The sequence below is a fragment of the Sphingomonas folli genome, from assembly GCF_019429525.1.
In the GTDB taxonomy this organism is placed as follows: domain Bacteria; phylum Pseudomonadota; class Alphaproteobacteria; order Sphingomonadales; family Sphingomonadaceae; genus Sphingomonas; species Sphingomonas folii.
Map to the genome: position 1 here is coordinate 271,747 of NZ_JAHXZL010000006.1, position 18,282 is coordinate 290,028.

Consider the following 18,282-nt stretch of genomic DNA (forward strand, 5'->3'; position numbering starts at 1 on the left):
ACGCGCTCTTCGGCGATACGTCAATCAAATTGATTTAATCCGTGCAAGACCTCGCGCTGTCAAGCGTCAAAGCAGCGCCCACGACGCTATGATGTGAACGTTCTCTCACATTATACCGATTAAGTATGATCAATGATGGACAAGTAGCGCCGTGGCGCCGCGCGACGGACGACTTTCGGGCGCGCACGTCCTGGCGCGGGCGAGCGGCGGACGAGCTTGATGCAGATGGGTTTACCCCGCATTCACCGTTCAGCCGCATAACCGGCGACCTGACACAGGGATCATCATGCCGCGTCGTATCCGCTCCCTGTTGGGATCGCTCAGCACCGAGGTCCGCGCGCACGCGGACCGTTCCGAGGCGATCGCGGCGCAGACCAAGCTGCTCGCGCTCAACGCCGCGATCGAGGCGGCGCGCGCGGGGGAGGCAGGGCGTGGCTTCGGCATCGTCGCGCAGGAGGTGAAGTCGCTCGCGGCGCAGGCGAGCAGCTCGTCGCACGCCTTCCGCGAGGAACTGCTCGGCCGGCTGCGCCAGGGCAGCGAGATCGCCGCCGAGCTGGTCAGCGAGCTCGAGGGCGGGCGACTCGGCGAGCTGGCGCAGTCGATCGCCGACGCGCTCGCGCGGATGCTGTACGATCGCTCGGTCGACGTCCGCTTCCTCGCCTCGGACCATTCGATCCGCGAGAGCCTGCTGCTCGACACCGATCCCCGCGCCGAAGCGCGCGCGCACGACCGGCTGCGCGCGCTGCTCGGCTACTCGCCCTATTTCCTCAACGCCTTCCTGGTCGACGCCGAGGGCAAGGTGCGGGTCTGCGCGCATGAGAATATGGCGGTGCGCGACGTCCATTTCGCCGACTTCGCGCAGTTCCGCCGCGTGCTGTCGGGCGGCGCGACCGCGGGCTGGGTCACCGACGAGGTCTGGGTCAATCCCTGGTCGAACGACCGCAAGGTGCTGATCTATGTCGCGCCGGTGATCTGCGAGGGGGTGATCGTCGGGATCTGCTACCTCGAGTTCGACTTCGAGGGGCAGGTGGCGGAGCTGATCGGCGTCATGAACCGCGCCTCCCGCGCGACGATCTCGATCGTCGACCCCGCGGGGCGCGTGGTCGCCACCAGCGGCGGCTATCGCCACCTCGAGCAGCACCCGCACGTGGTCGCCGACGCCGAGCGCCTCACCCGCTCGCTCGACGGGCTCACCGTCGCGCAAGCGAGAGTGCCGAGCGACCATGGCATGCCCGGGCTCGGCTTCCGCTGCGTGATCGAGGATCACGTCGCTTCCGAGCGCGAGATCGTCGCCGCCCTGGCCGAGCGATCCTCAGGGCGACCGCGCTGAGCCACTGGCGGCCGGACCCGATCGCGCGCCGGCACGTTCCAGCGCGACGTGCCAGATCAACCCACCGCAGCCCTGTCCTTCCTCGTCGCCGAGAGTGAGCCGCCCGAGGCGCGGGCGCGCCGGCGCGACAGCGTCGGACGTAGCTCGGGCGAGACCTATGCCTCACTGCTCGCGACGCTCGCGCCGGGCGCGCGGATCACCCGCGTCACCCCCGCCGACGAGGGCGCCGACCCGCTCGGCATCGGCGACATCGCCGCGCACGACGCGGTGTTCCTCACCGGATCGCCGCTGCACCTCTACGACGACAGACCCGAGTGCCGCCGCATCACCGCTTTCATGCGCGAGGTCTTCCGCTCGGGCGTGCCCTCGTTCGGCTCGTGCGCCGGGCTGCAGGTCGCCGTCGCCGCCGCGGGCGGGCGCGTGCGCGCGATGGGCGAGCGCCGCGAGGCGGGCTTCGCGCGCCGCATCACGCCGACCGCGGCGGGGCGCGACCACCCGCTGCTGCGCGGCCGCGCGCCCGCCTATGACGCCCCCGCGATCCACACCGACGAGGTCGCCGAGCTGCCCGCGGGCGCGATCCTGCTCGCCAGCAACGCGGTGACCGCGGTACAGGCGGCTGAGATCCGCCACGGCGACGGCGTCTTCTGGGGCGTGCAATATCATCCCGAGATCGACCTGGGCGAGGTCGCCGCCGCGCTGCGGCGCCAGGCCGACGATCTGGTCGAGCACGGGCTGGCGCGCGACGACGCCGATGTGGTCGCGCAGGCCGCGCTGGTGGAGGCGCTCGGCGACGCCCCCGACCGGCACGACCTCGCCTGGCGGCTCGGCCTCGACGCGCAGGTCACCGACCCGGCGACCCGCTCGACCGAGATCCGCAACTTCATCGAGCAGCTGGTGCTGCCGACGCGCGCGCGTCGGCGCGGCTGAGGCGCGCGGGAACGCTCGGGGCGGCTCGATCGTCGGGCCTTGCGACACATCAAGGAGGACGGTCCGATGACGATCTTCAACAAGGACATGGTCGAGCTCGCGTCGAAGAACGCGCTCTGGCAGAAGGAAGTGTACCGCGACGCCAAGGTGCAGATCGTGCTGATGAGCATCCCGGCGGGCGAGGAGATCGGGATGGAGACCCATCCGGCCGACCAGACCACGTTCATCGTCGCCGGCGACGCGCAGGTGGTGATCGACGGCCACTCGACCAAGGCCGGTCCCAACCACCTCGTCGTCGTGCCCAAGGGCGCGCAGCACAATATCGTCAACAAGGGCACGGGCGAGCTGAAGCTCTTCTCGGTCTACGCCCCGCCGGCCGAACCGGAGGGCGCCGCCTTCCGCACCAAGGAGGAGGCCGAGGAGGCCGAGAAGGGCCTGCTCGCCAAGGCCGCCGACAAGGTGCGCGAGGCGGTCGGCCACTGAGCGCGCGGGCGGGGGCGTCCGCGCCCCGCCCCGCCCCTGGCCTCAGCCGCGCTGCAACCAGCGCTCCAGTTCGTCGCTGCCGCCGATGCGCTCGCCGTCGACGAACACCTGCGGCGTGGTCTCCACGCCCTGCTCGCGCTCGAACGTGTCGACCGCCTCGCGCGTGGCGAGGACCCGGTCGTCGACGTCATAGCCCGCCTGCTCCAGCATCGCCTTGGCGCGAACGCCGAACGGGCAGACATGGTCGGGCAGGACCATGCGGTAGAGAGTGGCCTGCTGGGTCATCGCGTCATCCTCTTCGTCACGTGGATGTTCGACCCAAGCCGCGCCGACGCCGCGAGTTCCGTCCCCGGCTCAGAACAGCCCGTCGTCGTCCTCCGCGGGCGCCGCGGCGTCGCCGGTGCGGGTCGCCATGCCGGGGAGCAGGAACGGCGCGTGGATCTCGCGCTCGCGCGCCATCGTGTAGAGGCCGGCGATCCACGGCAGCAGCTCGTGCAGGCTCGCCACGTCGGCGTCACTCAGCGCCTCATGTCCCTCGGTGCAGTCGTGGAGCGAGCCCGACGCCGCCTCGAGCGCGCTGATGAACATCTGCTGCTCGTGCAGCTCCTCGACGCTGTGCGCCAGCGCGGCGGCGATGCGGCGCGCCTCGTCGCCGCTGCCCGCCACGGCCGAGTCGGAGCGCTCGCACGCGGTGCGCACCACCGCCAGCGCGTCGCGCAGCATCGCGCGCGCGTCGCCGCCGACACCCGCGGCCACGCCGCCCAGCGCGACCGCGCCGAGCGCCGCGATCTGCTCGACCACCGCGCCGCGCAGCCGCTCGAGCTTGCGCGCGCACGGGTCGACCTCGGTGGCGATCACCGCCACCGCGCGCCCGGTGTCGCCGTGGCGGCGGCAGAGCAGCCGCGTGTTGGTGGCGATGTCCTGCACGTCGAGCGTCACCGCGCGGATCGCCTGCAGCCCGCGGCCGAGATCCACCACCGTCTCCTCGACGAAGGCGGCCAGCATCGCGAGCTGCTCGTCGGTGTCGAACAGGTGCGCGGTGACGTCGCCCAGCGCGGCGATGCCCTGCTCCAGCCGCAGCAGCGCGCCGCCGTCGCCGGCCCCCTCGCCCGCGCTCTCCGCGACATGCGCCGCCTGCGCCTCGACCAGCGCGAGCAGCTCGGCGGCGAGCGGACCGAGCTGCGCGAGCGAGTCGAGCAGCGCGACGCTCGCGTGGCGAAAGTCGTCGGCGATCGCGCGCATCTGCGCCGCGATCAGCCGCGCGACATGCGCCACCGCGCCGCGCGGCGGCTTCGCCGGGCGCTCGCCGCCGGCCCCCGCCGAGGGATCGATCACGCGCAGTACCGCGACGCAATGCTCGACGCGCTGGCGCACGCTGTCGCCGATCTGGATCGCGCCGAGCACGCGTGCCACCTCGCCCTGGACCGTGCGCGTGATCGCGCCCACCTCCTGCGCCATCCGCGCGACCGCGGCGAGCTGCACCTCGAGCGCGTCGGCGCTGGCGGCGAGTTCGGCGGGCGCCTGCTCACCCACTTTGGCGCACTCGCTCGCCAGCCGCGCGTCGGTCGCCCGCACGTCCGCGACGATCCGCCCGAAACGCTCGAGCTCCTGCGCGAAGCACCGCAGCTGCTGCTCGCTGCCGTCCAGCTTGGCCTGCATCACCGCGACGAACTGGAAGAAGGCCGGCTCGCCCGCCGAGGCGATCTTGATGCTCATGCCGTAGCAGCCGAGCAGCCGCATCACCTCGCCCATCTCCGCGAGCAGCGCGCGCAGCGTGCGGGTCCGCTGGGTCAGCTGCGCGACGTCGTCGGCGCGGCGTCGCTGCGTCTCGGGCAGCTCGGTGAGCCGCGCCGCCGCGGCGCGCAGCTCGGCCACCGCGGCGCCGGCGCGCTCGGGCGCGAGCGCGCGCTGCACCTCGTCGAGCGCGCCCGCCATGCGGTCGATCGTGTCGATCGCCGCGGCGAGCGTCTCGCCCACCCCGCGGAACCGCTCCTCCAGCCCCCCGGCGAGGGCGTTGAGCCCCTCGACCAGCTGCTCGATCGGGGTGAGATCGCGGTCGGGTGTGATCGGTGCCACCAGCATGCTTCCTCTCCTCGCTCAGCGCGCCGCGGCCTGGAGCAGCTCGCGCGCGATCCGCCCCAGCGGCACCACCCGCTCCGCCGCGCCGCGCGCGATCGCTTCCTTGGGCATGCCGAACACCACCGAGGTCGCCTCGTCCTGCGCGATCGTGCGCGCGCCGGCCTGCTTCATCTCGAGCAGCCCGCGCGCGCCGTCGTCGCCCATGCCGGTCATGATCACGCCCACCGCATTGGCGCCGGCGCTGCGCGCGGCCGAGCGGAACAGCACGTCGACCGAGGGGCGGTGACGCGCCACCAGCGGACCCTCGCGCACCGCGACGACGTAGCGCGCGCCGTGCCGCTCGAGCAGGGTGTGGCTCAGCCCGCCCGGCGCGATCAGCACGCGGCCCCGCATCACCGTGTCCCCATCGACGGCCTCGCGCACGTCCACCGCGCAGAGCGAGTCGAGCCGCTGCGCGAAGGCGCGCGTGAACCGCTCGGGCATGTGCTGCACCACCACGATCCCCGGCGCGTTGGCGGGCAGCGCCTCCAGCACCTCGCGCAGCGCCTCGGTGCCGCCGGTGGAGGCGCCGACGCAGACCACCATCTCGGTGGTGCGGCTCATCGCGTGGCCGCTCGGCGGCGGCAGCACCGCGTCGGCGGAGAGCCTGCGCGGCGGCGCCTCGCGCGGCGGCCGAGCGCCCAGCCGCGCGCGCGCCGCGCCCTTGACGGTCTCACGGATCTGCACGTGCGCGTCGGCGAGATGCTCGACGACGCCCATGCGCGGCTTGAGGATCACGTCGACCGCGCCCGCCTCCAGCGCCTGGAGCAGCGTCTCCGATCCCTCCTCCACCAGCGAGGAGCACATCACCACCGGGATCGGCCGCTGCGCCATCAACTTGCGCAGGAAGGTCAGCCCGTCCATCCGCGGCATCTCGACGTCGAGCGTGATCACGTCGGGCACCGCCTGCTGGATATGCCGCGCCGCGACGAAGGGGTCGCTCGCGGTGATCACCTCCAGCTCGGCGTCGGCGGAGAGGATCGCGGTCATCGCCTGGCGCACGCTGGCGCTGTCGTCGATCACCAGGACGCGGGTCCTGCGCACCGCGCTCATGCCCGCGCGAACACGGTGCCGGAGACCGACACCAGGGGAAGGTCGAGCCCGGCGATCGACTCGCTGTGGCCCAGGAACAGCAGCCCGCCGGGCGCGAGACAGCCGGCGAGCCGCCGCACCACCGCGCACTGCGTGTCGCGCTCGAAGTAGATCAGCACGTTGCGGCAGAAGATCAGGTGCATCGGCGCGCCCACGGGATAATGATCGTCGATCAGGTTGAGCGGCGCGAAGCCGATCGCGGCGCGCAGCTCGGGTGCGATACGCAGCTCGTCGCGCGCCCCGTCGACCGCGCGGCGCAGGTAGCGCTGGCGCAGCAGCGGCGGCACGGGATCGAGCTGCGCGCTGGGGAAGACGCCGCGGCGCGCCACCGCCAGCACCTCGGTGTCGAGGTCGGTCGCGAGGATGCCGTAATCGGGGCCGCCGTGATCGAGCGCGAAGGAATCGAGCAGCATCGCCAGCGTATAGGGCTCCGCCCCGGTGGAGCAGCCGGCGCTCCAGGCGCGGATGCGCCCCACGCCGGAGTCGCGCAGCCGCGGCAGCACCTCCGCCTGGAGATAGTCGAAGTGGCGCGGCTCGCGGAAGAAGTCGATCTTGTTGGTGGTCACCGCGTTGAGCAGATGCTCGCGCTCGGCGGCGAGCCCGCCGCGCTCGAACAGCGTGGCGCAATAGTCCGCCAGCGTGGTATGGCCGGTGACGCGGACGCGGCGACGCAGCCGGCCCTCGAGCATCGTCGTCTTGGCGTCGGGCAGGCGGATGCCCGATTCGGCGCGGATGAAGTCGGACAGACGGGCGAAGTCGCGCGCCGTGAGCCGATCGTCGGGCGCGCCGGCGAGCGGCCAGGTCGCCGCGGGGTCAGGGTCCATGCGGGGCACCGGACGCGTCGCCGACCGGATCATGGCCGCGGCACGAGGGCGAGCACGTCGTCGCTGGACCCCAGCGTGATACCGACGCCGCGTGGGGCCAGCGTTGCGGTGAACTGCCGCGCCACCCGAACCCTCTCGCCGAGCGCGCGACGCGCCGCCTCGCCGTCGCGATCCACCGGGCCGATCTCGCGAACCCGCTCGTCATGGGGCCTGGACCGCTCCCCCGGCGCCGTCGCGTCGCGCCGGAACGGCCGTCCCCGCGCCAAGGTCCCGTCGCGCGGCAGGTCGATCCTGCTCGCCGGTGCCGACGCCTCCTGGTTCCCGCGCCGGTCGGTGTTCAGCTCGTCGGTCGGCGCGATGTCCCTCGCGTGATCCACCAGGCGGCCGAGCGCCAGCACCCGCGCCGGCAGCGCGACGGTAAGGGCCAGCTTCATCTCGATCGTGGCGCGCATGCCGATCCTCACGGGCAGAGATACCGAGTGTGCCGGGCGTGCCTGCGTCGCCCCCGCACGTCGCGGTGCGGGTCGAGCGTCGGGACCGCTCCCACGCCTCATTCTAAGAGGAGGCTCCCGATTCATCCGGGTTCCGCGCCGATCTTCGAGCCGCTGGCCGGGCCGTGCCGGTCGCGCAGCTGCTCCACCGACGCGCCCGCGCGGAGCGAGCGCTTCGCGCGCGCCGCGGCCGGACGCGCGATCAGCGCGGGGGCGCTGCCCGCCCGCCCGCCGTCGACGGGTGTCGGCAGCAGGGTCGTCGCCTCGCCCGCCGGCAGTCCGCGCGCGATAGGAAGATCGTCGGTCGGTCGCATCGTCGATAGTCTCCGCGGGGAGGACGGGCCTCGAGCCGCCGCCCCCTTCCATGATAGAGCGGCGCCCCGCCGCGCCCCCGCCGCGCCCCTGGCCGCACGCGCGACGTCGCCGCGCCGAGGCGCGGGGTCAGCCGTCCTCCTCGGCCGACCCGACCAGCAGCGCCGTCTCGGCGTCGCCCGAGAAGATACTGGCGAGGTCGAGCAGGATGGCGAAACCGCCGTCGCGCCGCAGCACGCCGTGGATATGCTCGGCATGCCATCGCACCCCCAGCTCGGGCGGGGGCTCGAGCGTCGCGGCGGCATAGGCGCGCACGTCGAGCACGCGATCGACCATCAGGCCCAGCGTGACCGCCGCGGCACGCCCGACCAGCGCCACCTCGACGACCAGGATCCGCGTCATCGGGGTGACGGCGACGGGGGTCAGGCCCAGGCGCAGGCGCAGGTCGATGATCGGCACCGAGGCGCCGCGGACATCGCACAGGCCGAGCAGCCACACCGGCGCGTTGGGCACGCGATAGGGGTCGCGACGGTCGAGGATCTCGCGCACCTCGTCGACGGAGAGCGCGAACTGCTCGTCGCCGAGCGCGAAGACGACGACCTGGAACTCGCCGGCCGCGGTCATGCCGCGCGCCCGAAGTCGGCGTCCTCGCGATCGGGGCCACCGCTGCTGAGGTCGAGCGCGAAGCCGCGCGCACGCGACGGCTCGGGGGAGCGCCGCGCCGGCTTGGACGCGCGCGTCGCCGCGGCGGGTACGCCCGCGCGCGCGGCGCGGCGCGGCGGTGCGGCGGGTGCCGCGGGGGCGGCGTCGACGCGGAAGAAGCCGATGCTCTGCTGCAGCTCCTCGGCCTGGCCGGCGAGCTCGTCGGAGGTCGTCGAGATCTGCTCGGCGGCGCCGGCGTTCTGCTGGGTCACCTGGTCGAGCTGCTGGATCGCCAGGTTGATCTGCCCGGCGCCGAGGTCCTGCTCGCGGCACGCCGCGCTGATCTCCGCCACCAGCTCGGCGGTGCGGCGGATGTCGGGCACCAGCTTGGTCAGCATCTCGCCCGCCTCGCCCGCCGCGGCCACCGTGTCGCCCGACATCGCGCCGATCTCCGCCGCCGCGGCCTGACTGCGCTCGGCCAGCTTGCGCACCTCGGCCGCCACCACCGCGAAGCCGCGCCCGTGCTCGCCCGCGCGCGCCGCCTCCACCGCGGCGTTGAGCGCCAGCAGGTCGGTCTGGCGCGCGATCTCCTGGACGATGCCGATCTTCTCCGCGATCGTCCGCATCGCCCCCACCGCCCGCTGCACCGCCGCGCCGCTGCGCTCGGCGTCCTGCGACGACTGGCGCGCGATCTTCTCGGTCTGCGTCGCGTTGTCGGCGTTCTGTTTGATGTTGGCCGCCATCTGCTCCATCGACGCGGACGCCTCCTCCGCCGCCGCGGCCTGCTCGGTGGCACCCTGCGACACCTGCTCCGACGCCGACGACAGCTCCTGGCTGCCGCTCGCCACCTGCGCCGCCGCACCGCTCACGTCGCCGACCACGCCGCGCAGCCTGGTCACCATCGCCACCATCGCGTGGCCGAGCCGGTCGCGCTCGGACAGCGGCACGTGCTCCACCGTCAGGTCGCCGCGCGCGATCGCGTCCGCCAGCGCCGCGGTGCCGCGCAGGTTCGCGGTCATGCGGTTCACCGCCTCGACCAGGTCGCGGATCTCGTCGTCGCCGCTGACCCGCACCTCCCGGTCCAGGTCGCCCAGCGCCACCGCCTCGATCGCGGTCGAGGCCGCGCGCAGCCCGCGCGACACCAGCAGCGCGATCCACAGCGCGCCGCCCACCGCCACCACCACCGCCACCGCCGCCGTCACCAGCAGCACCCAGCGCGACTGCGCGTACAGGTCCTTGGTATCCTCGTCGGTGCGCCGCATCGACGCGCGGTTGGCGACGACCATCTGCTCGACCGTCTCGCTGATCTGGTCCGCCAGCTTCAGCGCCGGCCCGAGCGACAGCCGCGCCGCCTCCTCGTTCTTATTGGTCAACGCGAGCGCGCGGATGCGGTCGTTGACCACCTTGTAGGCGGACCAGCCGTCCTGCAGCTGGCTCCAGCGCGCCTTGTTCTCCTCCGAGGCGTTGGCGAGCCCCTCCGCCATCAGCCGCTCGACGCGGGCGCGATCGCCGCCGAGCCGCTCGTCGAACGAGCGCGTCAGCGCGTCGTCGGACGTCAGCGACATGTTCTTCTCCATGCGCATGACGTCGCCGAGCGCGTCGTTGAGCGCGAGCGAGCGCAGCGCGCGCTCGGTCGGCCCGGCGATGACCTCGGACATGGCGGTGTCGAGCGTCGCCATCCGCGTGATCGCGACGGCGACGACGGCGAGCAGCAGCACGGTCAGCGCGGCGAAGGTGGCGACGAGTTTCAGCTTGATCGTGGCACGCATCACTGGGGTCCTCGATGGAGGGGGCGTTACGGTGGGGGAGGGGGACATCATATCGAGCGCCCCGGCGGGCGCCGCGGGGGCGCGGATCGTATCCCGTCGAGCGCCAGCCCGGCGCTGCGCGACCGCGGCGCCTGCCGCACCCCGGCCGCGCCCCGCGCGGGCGGAGGACCGGTGATGGCCGCGGGGGCGGCGTCGACGCGGAAGAAGCCGATGCTCTGCTGCAGCTCCTCGGCCTGGCCGGCGAGCTCGTCGGAGGTCGTCGAGATCTGCTCGGCGGCGCCGGCGTTCTGCTGGGTCACCTGGTCGAGCTGCTGGATCGCCAGGTTGATCTGCCCGGCGCCGAGGTCCTGCTCGCGGCACGCCGCGCTGATCTCCGCCACCAGCTCGGCGGTGCGGCGGATGTCGGGCACCAGCTTGGTCAGCATCTCGCCCGCCTCGCCCGCCGCGGCCACCGTGTCGCCCGACATCGCGCCGATCTCCGCCGCCGCGGCCTGGCTGCGCTCGGCCAGCTTGCGCACCTCGGCCGCCACCACCGCGAAGCCGCGCCCGTGCTCGCCCGCGCGCGCCGCCTCCACCGCGGCGTTGAGCGCCAGCAGGTCGGTCTGTCGCGCGATCTCCTGGACGATGCCGATCTTCTCCGCGATCGTCCGCATCGCCCCCACCGCCCGCTGCACCGCCGCGCCGCTGCGCTCGGCGTCCTGCGACGACTGGCGCGCGATCTTCTCGGTCTGCGTCGCGTTGTCGGCGTTCTGTTTGATGTTGGCCGCCATCTGCTCCATCGACGCGGACGCCTCCTCCGCCGCCGCGGCCTGCTCGGTGGCACCCTGCGACACCTGCTCCGATGCCGACGACAGCTCCTGGCTGCCGCTGGCCACCTGCGCCGCCGCACCGCTCACGTCGCCGACCACGCCGCGCAGCCTGGTCACCATCGCCACCATCGCGTGGCCGAGCCGGTCGCGCTCGGACAGCGGCACGTGCTCCACCGTCAGGTCACCGCGCGCGATCGCGTCCGCCAGCGCCGCGGTGCCGCGCAGGTTCGCGGTCATGCGGTTCACCGCCTCGACCAGGTCGCGGATCTCGTCGTCGCCGCTGACCCGCACCTCCCGGTCCAGGTCGCCCAGCGCCACCGCCTCGATCGCGGTCGAGGCCGCGCGCAGCCCGCGCGACACCAGCAGCGCGATCCACAGCGCGCCGCCCACCGCCATCACCACCGCCACCGCCGCCGTCACCAGCAGCACCCAGCGCGACTGCGCGTACAGGTCGTCGGCGTCGCGTCGGGCCGAACCCAGCTCGGTGCGCTGCTGCGCCGCGATGCGGTCGAGCGAGGCGGTGAAGGCGTCGAGCAGCGGCTTCTGCTCGCTCTCGGTCAGCCGCGCGGCCTCGTCGTTGTGGTTCGTGTAGCCGAGCTGGCGGATATGCTGGAAGACGGGGCGCCAGCGCGCGAAGTCGAGCCGCGCCCGCGTCCACAGCGCGCGATAGCGCTCGGTCGACGTCGACTCGCCGTCCGCGAGCTTGTGCTCCAGCTCGGTCAGCTCGGCCGTGACGGAGCGGTCGTAACCGTCCATGATGGTGACATCGGTGTTGAGCGCCAGCGCCTGCTGATTGGCGACGAGCTCGCTCCGCAGCGTCCGCATCGATTCCGCGAGCAGGCCGCGCCGCACCGGGCCGTCGATCGTCTGGTTGAGCGACCCGTCCAGCACGGCGACGCGGGACAGACCCGCCGCGACGCAGCCGAGCAGCATCGCCATCAGGAGCGCGAAGCAGATCACGAGTTTGAGTTTGATGGTCACGCGCATCGGATTGTCTCCCGCTCAGCAGGTCAGCGCGGCGCCGCCGAGCGCCGGCGTGAGGATCGCGACCAGATCGGGCAGGACGATCACGTCGTCGCGCCAGCGCACCAACCGCCGCACATAGGCCCGCGGCCAGCGCACGCCGACGCTGGGCGCATCCTCGCTGCTCGCCTCGGTGAGCGTCGCCACCTCGTGGACGCGGTCGGCGCGCAGCCCGAGCAGCAGCGTCTCGTCCGCGACCGTCAGCTCCACCACGATGATGCGGCTGTCCGCGGTCGCGCCCGCGGCGGGCATCGCGAAGGCGGCGCGCAGATCGGCCACCGGGACGATCCGCCCGCGGAAGTTGACCATCGCGTCGACCAGCGCGGGCGCGCCGGGGACCGCGGTCTCGGGCAGCAGCTCGACGAGCTCGCGCACCAGCACGGCCTCGACCGCGAAGCTCTCGCCGCCGACGTCGAAGGTGAGCACCTCGAGCTCGCCGTGCGAGTCCCAGGCGATCACCGCCGCCGCGTCGGGCACGGTCAGGCTCGGGGGACGGTCGCTCATGCCGCCTGCCCCAGCGCCGACTCGGCCTGCTGACCGCGCGCCACCAGCTGCGCGACGTCGAGGATCAGCGCGACGCCGCCGTCGCCGAGGATCGTCGCCCCCGAGAAGGTGCCGATCCCCTGGTGGAAGGGCGAGAGCGCCTTCACCACCGTCTGGTGGCTGCCGATGATCTGATCGACCACCAGCCCGACGCGCTCGCGCCCGGTCGCGACCACCACGATCTTCTGGTGCGGGTCGGGCGGCGCGGCGGTGGCGAACAGCTCGCGCAGGCGCAGGAACGGGACCAGCCGGTCGCGCAGCGTGATCAGGCTGCGCCCGAGCGAGCGACGGTCCTCCTCCGCGGTCAGCTCCAGGCATTCCTCCACCGCCGCGAGCGGGATCACGTAGCGGCCGGTGCCGACCCGGACGAGCAGCCCATCGATGATGGCGAGCGTCAGCGGGATCCGCAGCGTGATGGTAGTGCCCGCGCCCTCGGTGCTCACCAGCTCGATCGTGCCGCGCAGCCGCTCGATCTCGCGCTTGACCACGTCCATGCCGACGCCGCGGCCGGAGAGATTCGTCACCGCCGCGGCGGTGGAGAAGCCGGGGTGGAAGATCAGCGCGAGCAGCTCGGCGTCGGCGAGCGCCTGTCCCGGCGCGACCAGCCCGCTCGCCTCGGCCTTGGCGCGCACCCGCTCGCGGACGATGCCGCGGCCATCGTCGCTGACCGTGATCACCGCCGCGCCACCCGCCTGATAGGCGGCGAGCCGGACGATGCCCGTCGCCGGCTTGCCGACCGCGATCCGCTCGCCCGCTTCCTCCAGCCCGTGGTCGCAGGCATTGCGCAGGATGTGGACGAGCGGGTCGAACAGGCGCTCGCTCACGGTCTTGTCGATCTCGGTCGACTCGCCCGCGGTCTCGAGCGCGATCGCCTTGCCGGTCTCGCGCGCGAGGTCGTGGACCAGGCGGCGGAAGCGCCCGAACAGGCTCGCCACCGGCACCATCCGCAGCACCATCATCGTGTCGCGCAGCTCGGCGGCGAGCCGCTCGATCTCCTCCGCCACCGATCGCAGCACCAGGTCGTGGCGGTCGCCGGCGAGCTGGCTGAGCCGGCTCTGCGCGATCACCAGCTCGCCGACGCGGTCCATCAGCGTGTCCAGCCGCGCCGCGGGAACGCGGACCAGCTCGCCCTGCACCGCCCGCGCGACGCGGCGCGGCGCGCGCGTCTCGGGCGCGGCGCGGTCGGGCGCGGCCGCCGCGCCGCGCGCGCCCGCCGCCGTGCCGACGGGCGGGAGCGGGGTGACGCTCAGCTCCATGTCGTCGAGCACGAAGAGGAAGACGTCGTCGATCGCGGCGCGCGGCACGTCGCCGCGCAGCGTCGCCGCCCAGCCGACGTGGCAGTCGCGCTCGGCGAGCTGGTCGAGCGGCGGGATCGCGCCGCGGTGCGCCACCAGCGTGCAGTCGCCGAGCGCGCGCAGCTCGTCGAGCAGCGCGAGCGCGTTGGTGCCGTGCGCCAGCGCCTGGCGCGGCAGCCGGAACGACAGCTGCCAGCCCCCCGTCGCCGCGGTATCCGGCGCGACAGGGCGCACCGGCGCGGCGGGCTCGACCGCGGGCGCGTCGACCGCCGCGGCGAGCCGCGCCAGGATCGCCTCGCCGTCGGCGGAGATCGCGTCTCCCTCGACCAAGGCGCGCATATGGTCGCGCGCGGCGAGCACGGTCGCGACCAGCTCGGCGGTGGCGCGGGCGCGGCCCTTGCGCACGCGGTCGAACGCGCCCTCGATATGATGGGTGAAGGCGGCGAGCGAGTCGAAGCCGAACATCGCCCCTGAACCCTTGAGCGTGTGCAGCCCGCGGAACACCGAGTCGATCAGCGCGGCGTCGTCGAGCCGGTAGGAGAGATCCAGCAGCGCCTGCTCGACCTGGTCGAGCAGCTCGCGCGCCTCGACACGGAAGGCCGCGGTGGGGTCCTCCGCGTTCACCGGCCCAGCACCTTCTGCACGACGCGGATCAGCTGCTCGGGCTGGAACGGCTTGACCAGCCAGCCGGTCGCGCCCGCCGCCTTGGCCTGCGCCTTCACCTCGGCGTCCGACTCGGTGCTGAGGAAGATGATCGGCACCCCCGCCTGCGCGGGATGTTCGCGCAGCGCGCGGATCATCGCCAACCCGTCCATGTTGGGCATGTTGAGATCGGTGACGATCAGGTCGAAGCGAACCGCCGCCGCCTTGGCCAGCCCGTCGGCGCCGTCGCACGCCTCCGTCACGGCATAGCCCGCCCCGGTCAGCGCGATGCGGATCGCCATCCGCAGGCTGGCGCTGTCATCGACGGTCAGGATCGAGGCACTCATCGCGGCGGGTCTCCGTGGAACCAGAAGTCGTGATCGGCGGCGTCGAAGCCGGCGGTGAAGCCGGACCGCTCCAGCGCGCGCGCGAGCGGTCCGTCGGCGGGTGCGGCCAGCGCGAGATCGTTGCCGTCGCGCGCCGCCTGGCGCCGCGCCGCCTCGACGAGCTGGAGCAGGGCGAGGTCGGGCACCGCGACCGCGGCGAGATCGAGCCGCACCGCGCCGCCGCGCGCGAGCGCGTCGCGCAGCGCGGCGGCGAGCCGGTCGAGGCTCGCCAGCGACAGGTCGCTCTCCGCCACGATCGCGGTGGTCATGCCGATCAGATCCTCGTCCAGGCGTGGTCCCGCCGCGACCCGCGGGGGGCCGGACGCGACGCATGTGTCCCCACGCCGCTCCCCGCGAGAGGAGAAGCGCGCCGGCACCCCGCGCGATGGCCTGGCGTGCGACCTGTCATGGGCGCCTCGCTGCGAGTCGTGATCACGTTCGTCCTTCTCCCCTGCTCCAGCGATCAACGCCGCTATCCGGCGGCATCGATGAAGCAGAGACTGACGAACGTGCTGAGCACATGCCGTTTACGGCATATTAGCTAGCGATACGGGAGCTGGCCTATACTTGTTCACCGATCCGGGTCAGCGGCCAACTCATGGCGACAGGCGCCGAGATCATGCGATCGGGTCGAGCGGCTCCATATCAACTCGCCGAAGCGGGTCAACCCATTGTGGTGATCTCACCCGCGTCGTCGAGCGGCACCGCCGCCTCGACCAGCAGCACGGGGACGCCGTCGCGCACCGGATAGCCGCGCCGCGCCGCGTCCGAGACGAGCAGCGCGCGCGCGGCGTCGTAGCGCAGCGGGGTACGCGTGGCGGGACAGACCAGCCGCGCCAGCAGCCAGTCGTCGAGGAGCGTCGGTGGCGCGTCGCTCACTGCAGCGTCACCCGGTCCTCGCCGTCGTGGCGGCCGAAGAACTGCATCAGCTGGACCAGCAGCTCGGCGCGGTCGGCGATGCCGTCGGCCTCAAGCAACGCCTGTTTGGCCGCCACGTCGAACGGCGCGATCTGCGCGATGCCGTTGACCAGGCTGGTGTCGTCGAGCCGGCCGACCGCCTTCCAGTCGACCGCATAGCCCTGCGCCTCGGCGAAGCGCCGCGCCTCCAGCTCGAGCGACGAGCGCGCCCCGAGCGACAGGGTCGCGTCCGGCGGCGACGGCAGCAGCATCGCCTCGACCTGGCGGAAGGGCGTCGTCACCTCGATCTCGCGCACGACGCGGAACAGCGCGAGTCCCTGCAGGACCAGGTTGTAGCGCCCGTCGTCGAGCGCCTCCACCTCGGCGATGCGACCGACGCAGCCGACGTCGAACAGCCCGGGCCGGCCGCGGTCCTCGCTGTCCGGGCGCGGCTGGATCATCGCGATGCGGCGGTCACGCGCCATCGCGTCCGACACCATCGCGCGATAGCGCGGCTCGAAGATGTGCAGCGGCAGGTGCAGCTGCGGGAACAGCAGGGCACCCGGCAGCGGGAAGATCGAGAGCCGCGTCGTCTCGCTCATCCGAACAGCGTCGCCGACAGCTTGCGCCGCTGCGCCGACACCCAGGGGTCCTCGAGCCCGACCACCTCGAACAGCTTGAGCAGCTGCTGCCGCGCGGCGCCCTCGTTCCAGTCGCGCTCGCGCGCGACGATCGACAGGAAACCGTCCGCCGCGGCGTCGCGGTCGCCCGCCGCCATGCGCGCGTTGGCGAGATCGTAGCGCGCCTGCAAATCGTCCGGATCCGCCGCGACCGCCGCCTCCAGCGGCGCGAGATCGTCCACCGCCGGGGCGGACCGCGCCAGCGCCAGCGCCGCGCGCGCGCGCGCGACGTCGGGCAGCGCCGCGACCGCCTCGGGCAGCGCGGCGATCGCGGCCTCGGCCTCGTCCGACTCGCCCGCCGCGACCAGCGCGCGGATGCGGCCCGACAGCACCGCGGGATGATCGGGCGCCATGTCGGCGAGCTGGTCGAAGATCGACAGCGCGCGCGTCGCGTCACCCTCGGCGAGCACCTGCTCCCCCATCGCGATCAGCGGCTCGAGCTCGGCCTCCTGCGCCTGCGCCTCGCCCGCGACGGGCAGCTGGCGCAGCAGCTGGTCGAGGATCGTGCGCAGCTGCGACTCGGTGCGCGCGCTGGTCAGGTCGGCGACCAGCTGGCCCTGGAACATCGCGTAGACGGTCGGGATGGAGCGGATCTGGAACTGCGCGGCGATGAACTGGTCCTTGTCCGTGTCGACCTTGACCAGCACGACGCCCTTGTCCGCGTAATCGGCCGCGACCTTCTCCAGCACCGGGCTCAGCGCCTTGCACGGCCCGCACCACTCGGCCCAGAAGTCGACGATGACGAGGTGGGTCATCGACGGTTCGACGACCTCGGATCGGAAGCGCTGGACGGCTTCCTTCTCTGCCGGTGACATTCCTAGCGTGGCCAAGGGGCGCTCCTGCGATTGCTGGGCCCTTATGTGGGAAGGCGCGGGGGGATACAAACCCCCCGGGGACGCGGCCGAGACGACGCCCGCCTCGTCGGCGCCCTTATCCCTGCACGCGCTCCCCGGGCACCGCCGCCTGGAAGCCGAGCGTGGCGCGGCTGCCCGGCGTGCCCGCCACGTCGGCGATCAGGTACAAGGGGCGGCGCTTCGCCTCGATGTAGAGCCGGCCGAGATACTCGCCGATCATCCCCAGCACGAACATCTGGATCGCCGAGAGCACCACCACCACCAGCATGGTCGATGTCCAGCCCTGCACGCGCTCGCCGCTGAAATAGCCGAAGGCGATGTAGAACAGCAGCAGCAGCGAGCAGCCCGCCAGCATCACCGACAGGTGGCTCGCCCAGCGCAGCGGCGCGGTGGAGAAGCCGGTCACCGCGTCGAGTGCCAGCCGCATCATCTTGGCGAAGGGATAATTGGTCTCGCCGGCGTGGCGCTCGGCGCGATCATAGGGGAATGGCACCTGGCGGAAGCCGACCCAGGCGACCATGCCGCGGATGAAGCGCGCCTGCTCGGGCAGCGACAGCAGCGCGTCCAGCGCGCGCCGGCTCATCAGCCGGAAGTCGCCGGTGTCGAGCGGGATCGGCGTGTCGGTGACCCGGTCGAGCACGCGGTAGAAGGCCGCCGCGGTGGCCTTCTTGAACAAGGTCTCGCCCTCGCGCCTGCGCCGCACCGCATAGACCACGTCGGCGGCGTCGCGCGCCATGACGCCGCGCATGTCGGCGAGCAGCTCGGGCGGATCCTGCAGGTCCGCGTCGATGATCAGGATCTGCTCGCCCGCGCACAGGTCCAGCCCGGCGGTCAGCGCCAGCTGGTGGCCGTGGTTGCGCGACAGGTTGATCGCCACCACGCGCGCGTCGACCGCGGCGAGCCGCTGCATCGCCGCCCAGCTGTTGTCGCGCGAGCCGTCGTTGACCAGCACGATCTCATGGTCCTCCCCGACCGCCGCGCGCGCCGCGGCGCTGACCCGCGCGTGGAGCAGCGGCAGCGTCGCTTCCTCGTTGTAGCAGGGCACCACCACCGACAGAGCGGGGCGGGGGCGCGGTGCCGCGAGCGACGGCGGGAGGGCGGAGGAAGCGGCGGCCGGCGGCGTGATCGCGGGCGGGGGCGCGGGCGGGAACATGGGTCCCCGCCA

At 73.2% G+C, this 18,282-nt stretch carries 20 protein-coding genes; 3 read left to right on the plus strand and 17 right to left on the minus strand.

From position 1 onward, the window contains the following. Positions 1-310: 310 nt before the first annotated feature. From KZ813_RS11390 to KZ813_RS11400, 3 genes are all read left to right on the plus strand, one after another. Positions 311-1,330: a cache domain-containing protein gene (locus KZ813_RS11390; protein ID WP_308461866.1), complete on the plus strand. Its 1,020-nt coding sequence runs from the start codon at positions 311-313 to the stop codon at positions 1,328-1,330. Between the two features lie 48 nt (positions 1,331-1,378). Continuing rightward, positions 1,379-2,257 (plus strand): type 1 glutamine amidotransferase, encoded by an 879-nt coding sequence (locus tag KZ813_RS11395; protein WP_308461867.1) that lies wholly within the window; start codon positions 1,379-1,381, stop codon positions 2,255-2,257. Between the two features lie 66 nt (positions 2,258-2,323). Continuing rightward, positions 2,324-2,740, plus strand: coding sequence for a cupin domain-containing protein (locus KZ813_RS11400; RefSeq protein WP_219755091.1), 417 nt, complete (start codon positions 2,324-2,326; stop codon positions 2,738-2,740). 42 nt (positions 2,741-2,782) lie between these two features. Here the strand turns inward: KZ813_RS11400 and KZ813_RS11405 are convergent, their stop codons facing one another. The 17 genes from KZ813_RS11405 to KZ813_RS11485 form a co-directional block, all read right to left on the minus strand. Beyond that, complete coding sequence (locus KZ813_RS11405) at positions 2,783-3,025, minus strand: glutaredoxin domain-containing protein (protein ID WP_258046663.1); 243 nt, start codon at positions 3,023-3,025, stop codon at positions 2,783-2,785. A gap of 69 nt (positions 3,026-3,094) precedes the next feature. Continuing rightward, positions 3,095-4,822, minus strand: a complete 1,728-nt coding sequence (locus tag KZ813_RS11410; protein ID WP_219755092.1) for a hypothetical protein — start codon at positions 4,820-4,822, stop codon at positions 3,095-3,097. Positions 4,823-4,837: 15 nt separating this feature from the next. Then, a complete protein-coding gene (locus KZ813_RS11415) occupies positions 4,838-5,911 on the minus strand; it encodes a protein-glutamate methylesterase/protein-glutamine glutaminase (RefSeq protein ID WP_258046664.1) in 1,074 nt (357 codons plus the stop codon). Next, entirely contained in the window at positions 5,908-6,774 is an 867-nt protein-coding gene (locus KZ813_RS11420) for a CheR family methyltransferase (protein ID WP_219755093.1), read from the minus strand. The genes KZ813_RS11415 and KZ813_RS11420 overlap by 4 nt, the downstream gene beginning before the upstream one ends. 29 nt (positions 6,775-6,803) lie before the next feature. Continuing rightward, positions 6,804-7,226, minus strand: coding sequence for a hypothetical protein (locus KZ813_RS11425; RefSeq protein WP_219755094.1), 423 nt, complete (start codon positions 7,224-7,226; stop codon positions 6,804-6,806). A gap of 122 nt (positions 7,227-7,348) precedes the next feature. Next, on the minus strand, positions 7,349-7,579 hold the full coding sequence (locus KZ813_RS11430) for a hypothetical protein (protein WP_219755095.1): 231 nt from the start codon (positions 7,577-7,579) through the stop codon (positions 7,349-7,351). A 127-nt stretch (positions 7,580-7,706) separates the two neighbouring features. Then, positions 7,707-8,201, minus strand: coding sequence for a chemotaxis protein CheW (locus KZ813_RS11435; protein WP_219755096.1), 495 nt, complete (start codon positions 8,199-8,201; stop codon positions 7,707-7,709). Then, complete coding sequence (locus tag KZ813_RS11440) at positions 8,198-9,988, minus strand: methyl-accepting chemotaxis protein (protein WP_219755097.1); 1,791 nt, start codon at positions 9,986-9,988, stop codon at positions 8,198-8,200. Before KZ813_RS11440 ends, KZ813_RS11435 begins: the two co-directional genes overlap by 4 nt. A 47-nt stretch (positions 9,989-10,035) precedes the next feature. Next, entirely contained in the window at positions 10,036-11,622 is a 1,587-nt protein-coding gene (locus KZ813_RS11445) for a methyl-accepting chemotaxis protein (protein ID WP_373369274.1), read from the minus strand. Between the two features lie 177 nt (positions 11,623-11,799). Continuing rightward, on the minus strand, positions 11,800-12,324 hold the full coding sequence (locus tag KZ813_RS11450) for a chemotaxis protein CheW (protein ID WP_219755099.1): 525 nt from the start codon (positions 12,322-12,324) through the stop codon (positions 11,800-11,802). Continuing rightward, entirely contained in the window at positions 12,321-14,282 is a 1,962-nt protein-coding gene (locus KZ813_RS11455; protein ID WP_219755100.1) for a chemotaxis protein CheA, read from the minus strand. The genes KZ813_RS11450 and KZ813_RS11455 overlap by 4 nt, the downstream gene beginning before the upstream one ends. Further along, positions 14,279-14,647, minus strand: coding sequence for a response regulator (locus tag KZ813_RS11460; RefSeq protein ID WP_219755101.1), 369 nt, complete (start codon positions 14,645-14,647; stop codon positions 14,279-14,281). The genes KZ813_RS11455 and KZ813_RS11460 overlap by 4 nt, the downstream gene beginning before the upstream one ends. Beyond that, on the minus strand, positions 14,644-14,955 hold the full coding sequence (locus tag KZ813_RS11465) for an STAS domain-containing protein (RefSeq protein ID WP_219755102.1): 312 nt from the start codon (positions 14,953-14,955) through the stop codon (positions 14,644-14,646). The genes KZ813_RS11460 and KZ813_RS11465 overlap by 4 nt, the downstream gene beginning before the upstream one ends. Positions 14,956-15,349: 394 nt before the next feature. After that, complete coding sequence (locus KZ813_RS11470) at positions 15,350-15,565, minus strand: Trm112 family protein (protein WP_219755103.1); 216 nt, start codon at positions 15,563-15,565, stop codon at positions 15,350-15,352. After that, positions 15,562-16,185: an LON peptidase substrate-binding domain-containing protein gene (locus KZ813_RS11475; RefSeq protein WP_219755104.1), complete on the minus strand. Its 624-nt coding sequence runs from the start codon at positions 16,183-16,185 to the stop codon at positions 15,562-15,564. The genes KZ813_RS11470 and KZ813_RS11475 overlap by 4 nt, the downstream gene beginning before the upstream one ends. Next, entirely contained in the window at positions 16,182-17,078 is an 897-nt protein-coding gene (locus KZ813_RS11480) for a tetratricopeptide repeat protein (RefSeq protein ID WP_219755159.1), read from the minus strand. The genes KZ813_RS11475 and KZ813_RS11480 overlap by 4 nt, the downstream gene beginning before the upstream one ends. Before the next feature lie 115 nt (positions 17,079-17,193). Beyond that, a complete protein-coding gene (locus tag KZ813_RS11485; protein ID WP_219755105.1) occupies positions 17,194-18,270 on the minus strand; it encodes a glycosyltransferase family 2 protein in 1,077 nt (358 codons plus the stop codon). Positions 18,271-18,282 lie beyond the last annotated feature (12 nt).

Bases quoted from the DNA above. Each gene is read 5' to 3' on its own strand.
- KZ813_RS11420 (WP_219755093.1), bottom strand. From the start codon at position 6,774: ATGGACCCTGACCCCGCGGCGACCTGGCCGCTCGCCGGCGCGCCCGAC.
- KZ813_RS11445 (WP_373369274.1), bottom strand. From the start codon at position 11,622: ATGCGGACGCTGCGGAGCGAGCTCGTCGCCAATCAGCAGGCGCTGGCG.
- KZ813_RS11430 (WP_219755095.1), bottom strand. From the start codon at position 7,579: ATGCGACCGACCGACGATCTTCCTATCGCGCGCGGACTGCCGGCGGGC.
- KZ813_RS11425 (WP_219755094.1), bottom strand. From the start codon at position 7,226: ATGCGCGCCACGATCGAGATGAAGCTGGCCCTTACCGTCGCGCTGCCG.
- KZ813_RS11465 (WP_219755102.1), bottom strand. From the start codon at position 14,955: ATGACCACCGCGATCGTGGCGGAGAGCGACCTGTCGCTGGCGAGCCTC.
- KZ813_RS11485 (WP_219755105.1), bottom strand. From the start codon at position 18,270: ATGTTCCCGCCCGCGCCCCCGCCCGCGATCACGCCGCCGGCCGCCGCT.
- KZ813_RS11400 (WP_219755091.1), top strand. From the start codon at position 2,324: ATGACGATCTTCAACAAGGACATGGTCGAGCTCGCGTCGAAGAACGCG.
- KZ813_RS11410 (WP_219755092.1), bottom strand. From the start codon at position 4,822: ATGCTGGTGGCACCGATCACACCCGACCGCGATCTCACCCCGATCGAG.
- KZ813_RS11435 (WP_219755096.1), bottom strand. From the start codon at position 8,201: ATGACCGCGGCCGGCGAGTTCCAGGTCGTCGTCTTCGCGCTCGGCGAC.
- KZ813_RS11405 (WP_258046663.1), bottom strand. From the start codon at position 3,025: ATGACCCAGCAGGCCACTCTCTACCGCATGGTCCTGCCCGACCATGTC.
- KZ813_RS11475 (WP_219755104.1), bottom strand. From the start codon at position 16,185: ATGAGCGAGACGACGCGGCTCTCGATCTTCCCGCTGCCGGGTGCCCTG.
- KZ813_RS11480 (WP_219755159.1), bottom strand. From the start codon at position 17,078: ATGTCACCGGCAGAGAAGGAAGCCGTCCAGCGCTTCCGATCCGAGGTC.
- KZ813_RS11415 (WP_258046664.1), bottom strand. From the start codon at position 5,911: ATGAGCGCGGTGCGCAGGACCCGCGTCCTGGTGATCGACGACAGCGCC.
- KZ813_RS11460 (WP_219755101.1), bottom strand. From the start codon at position 14,647: ATGAGTGCCTCGATCCTGACCGTCGATGACAGCGCCAGCCTGCGGATG.
- KZ813_RS11450 (WP_219755099.1), bottom strand. From the start codon at position 12,324: ATGAGCGACCGTCCCCCGAGCCTGACCGTGCCCGACGCGGCGGCGGTG.
- KZ813_RS11440 (WP_219755097.1), bottom strand. From the start codon at position 9,988: ATGCGTGCCACGATCAAGCTGAAACTCGTCGCCACCTTCGCCGCGCTG.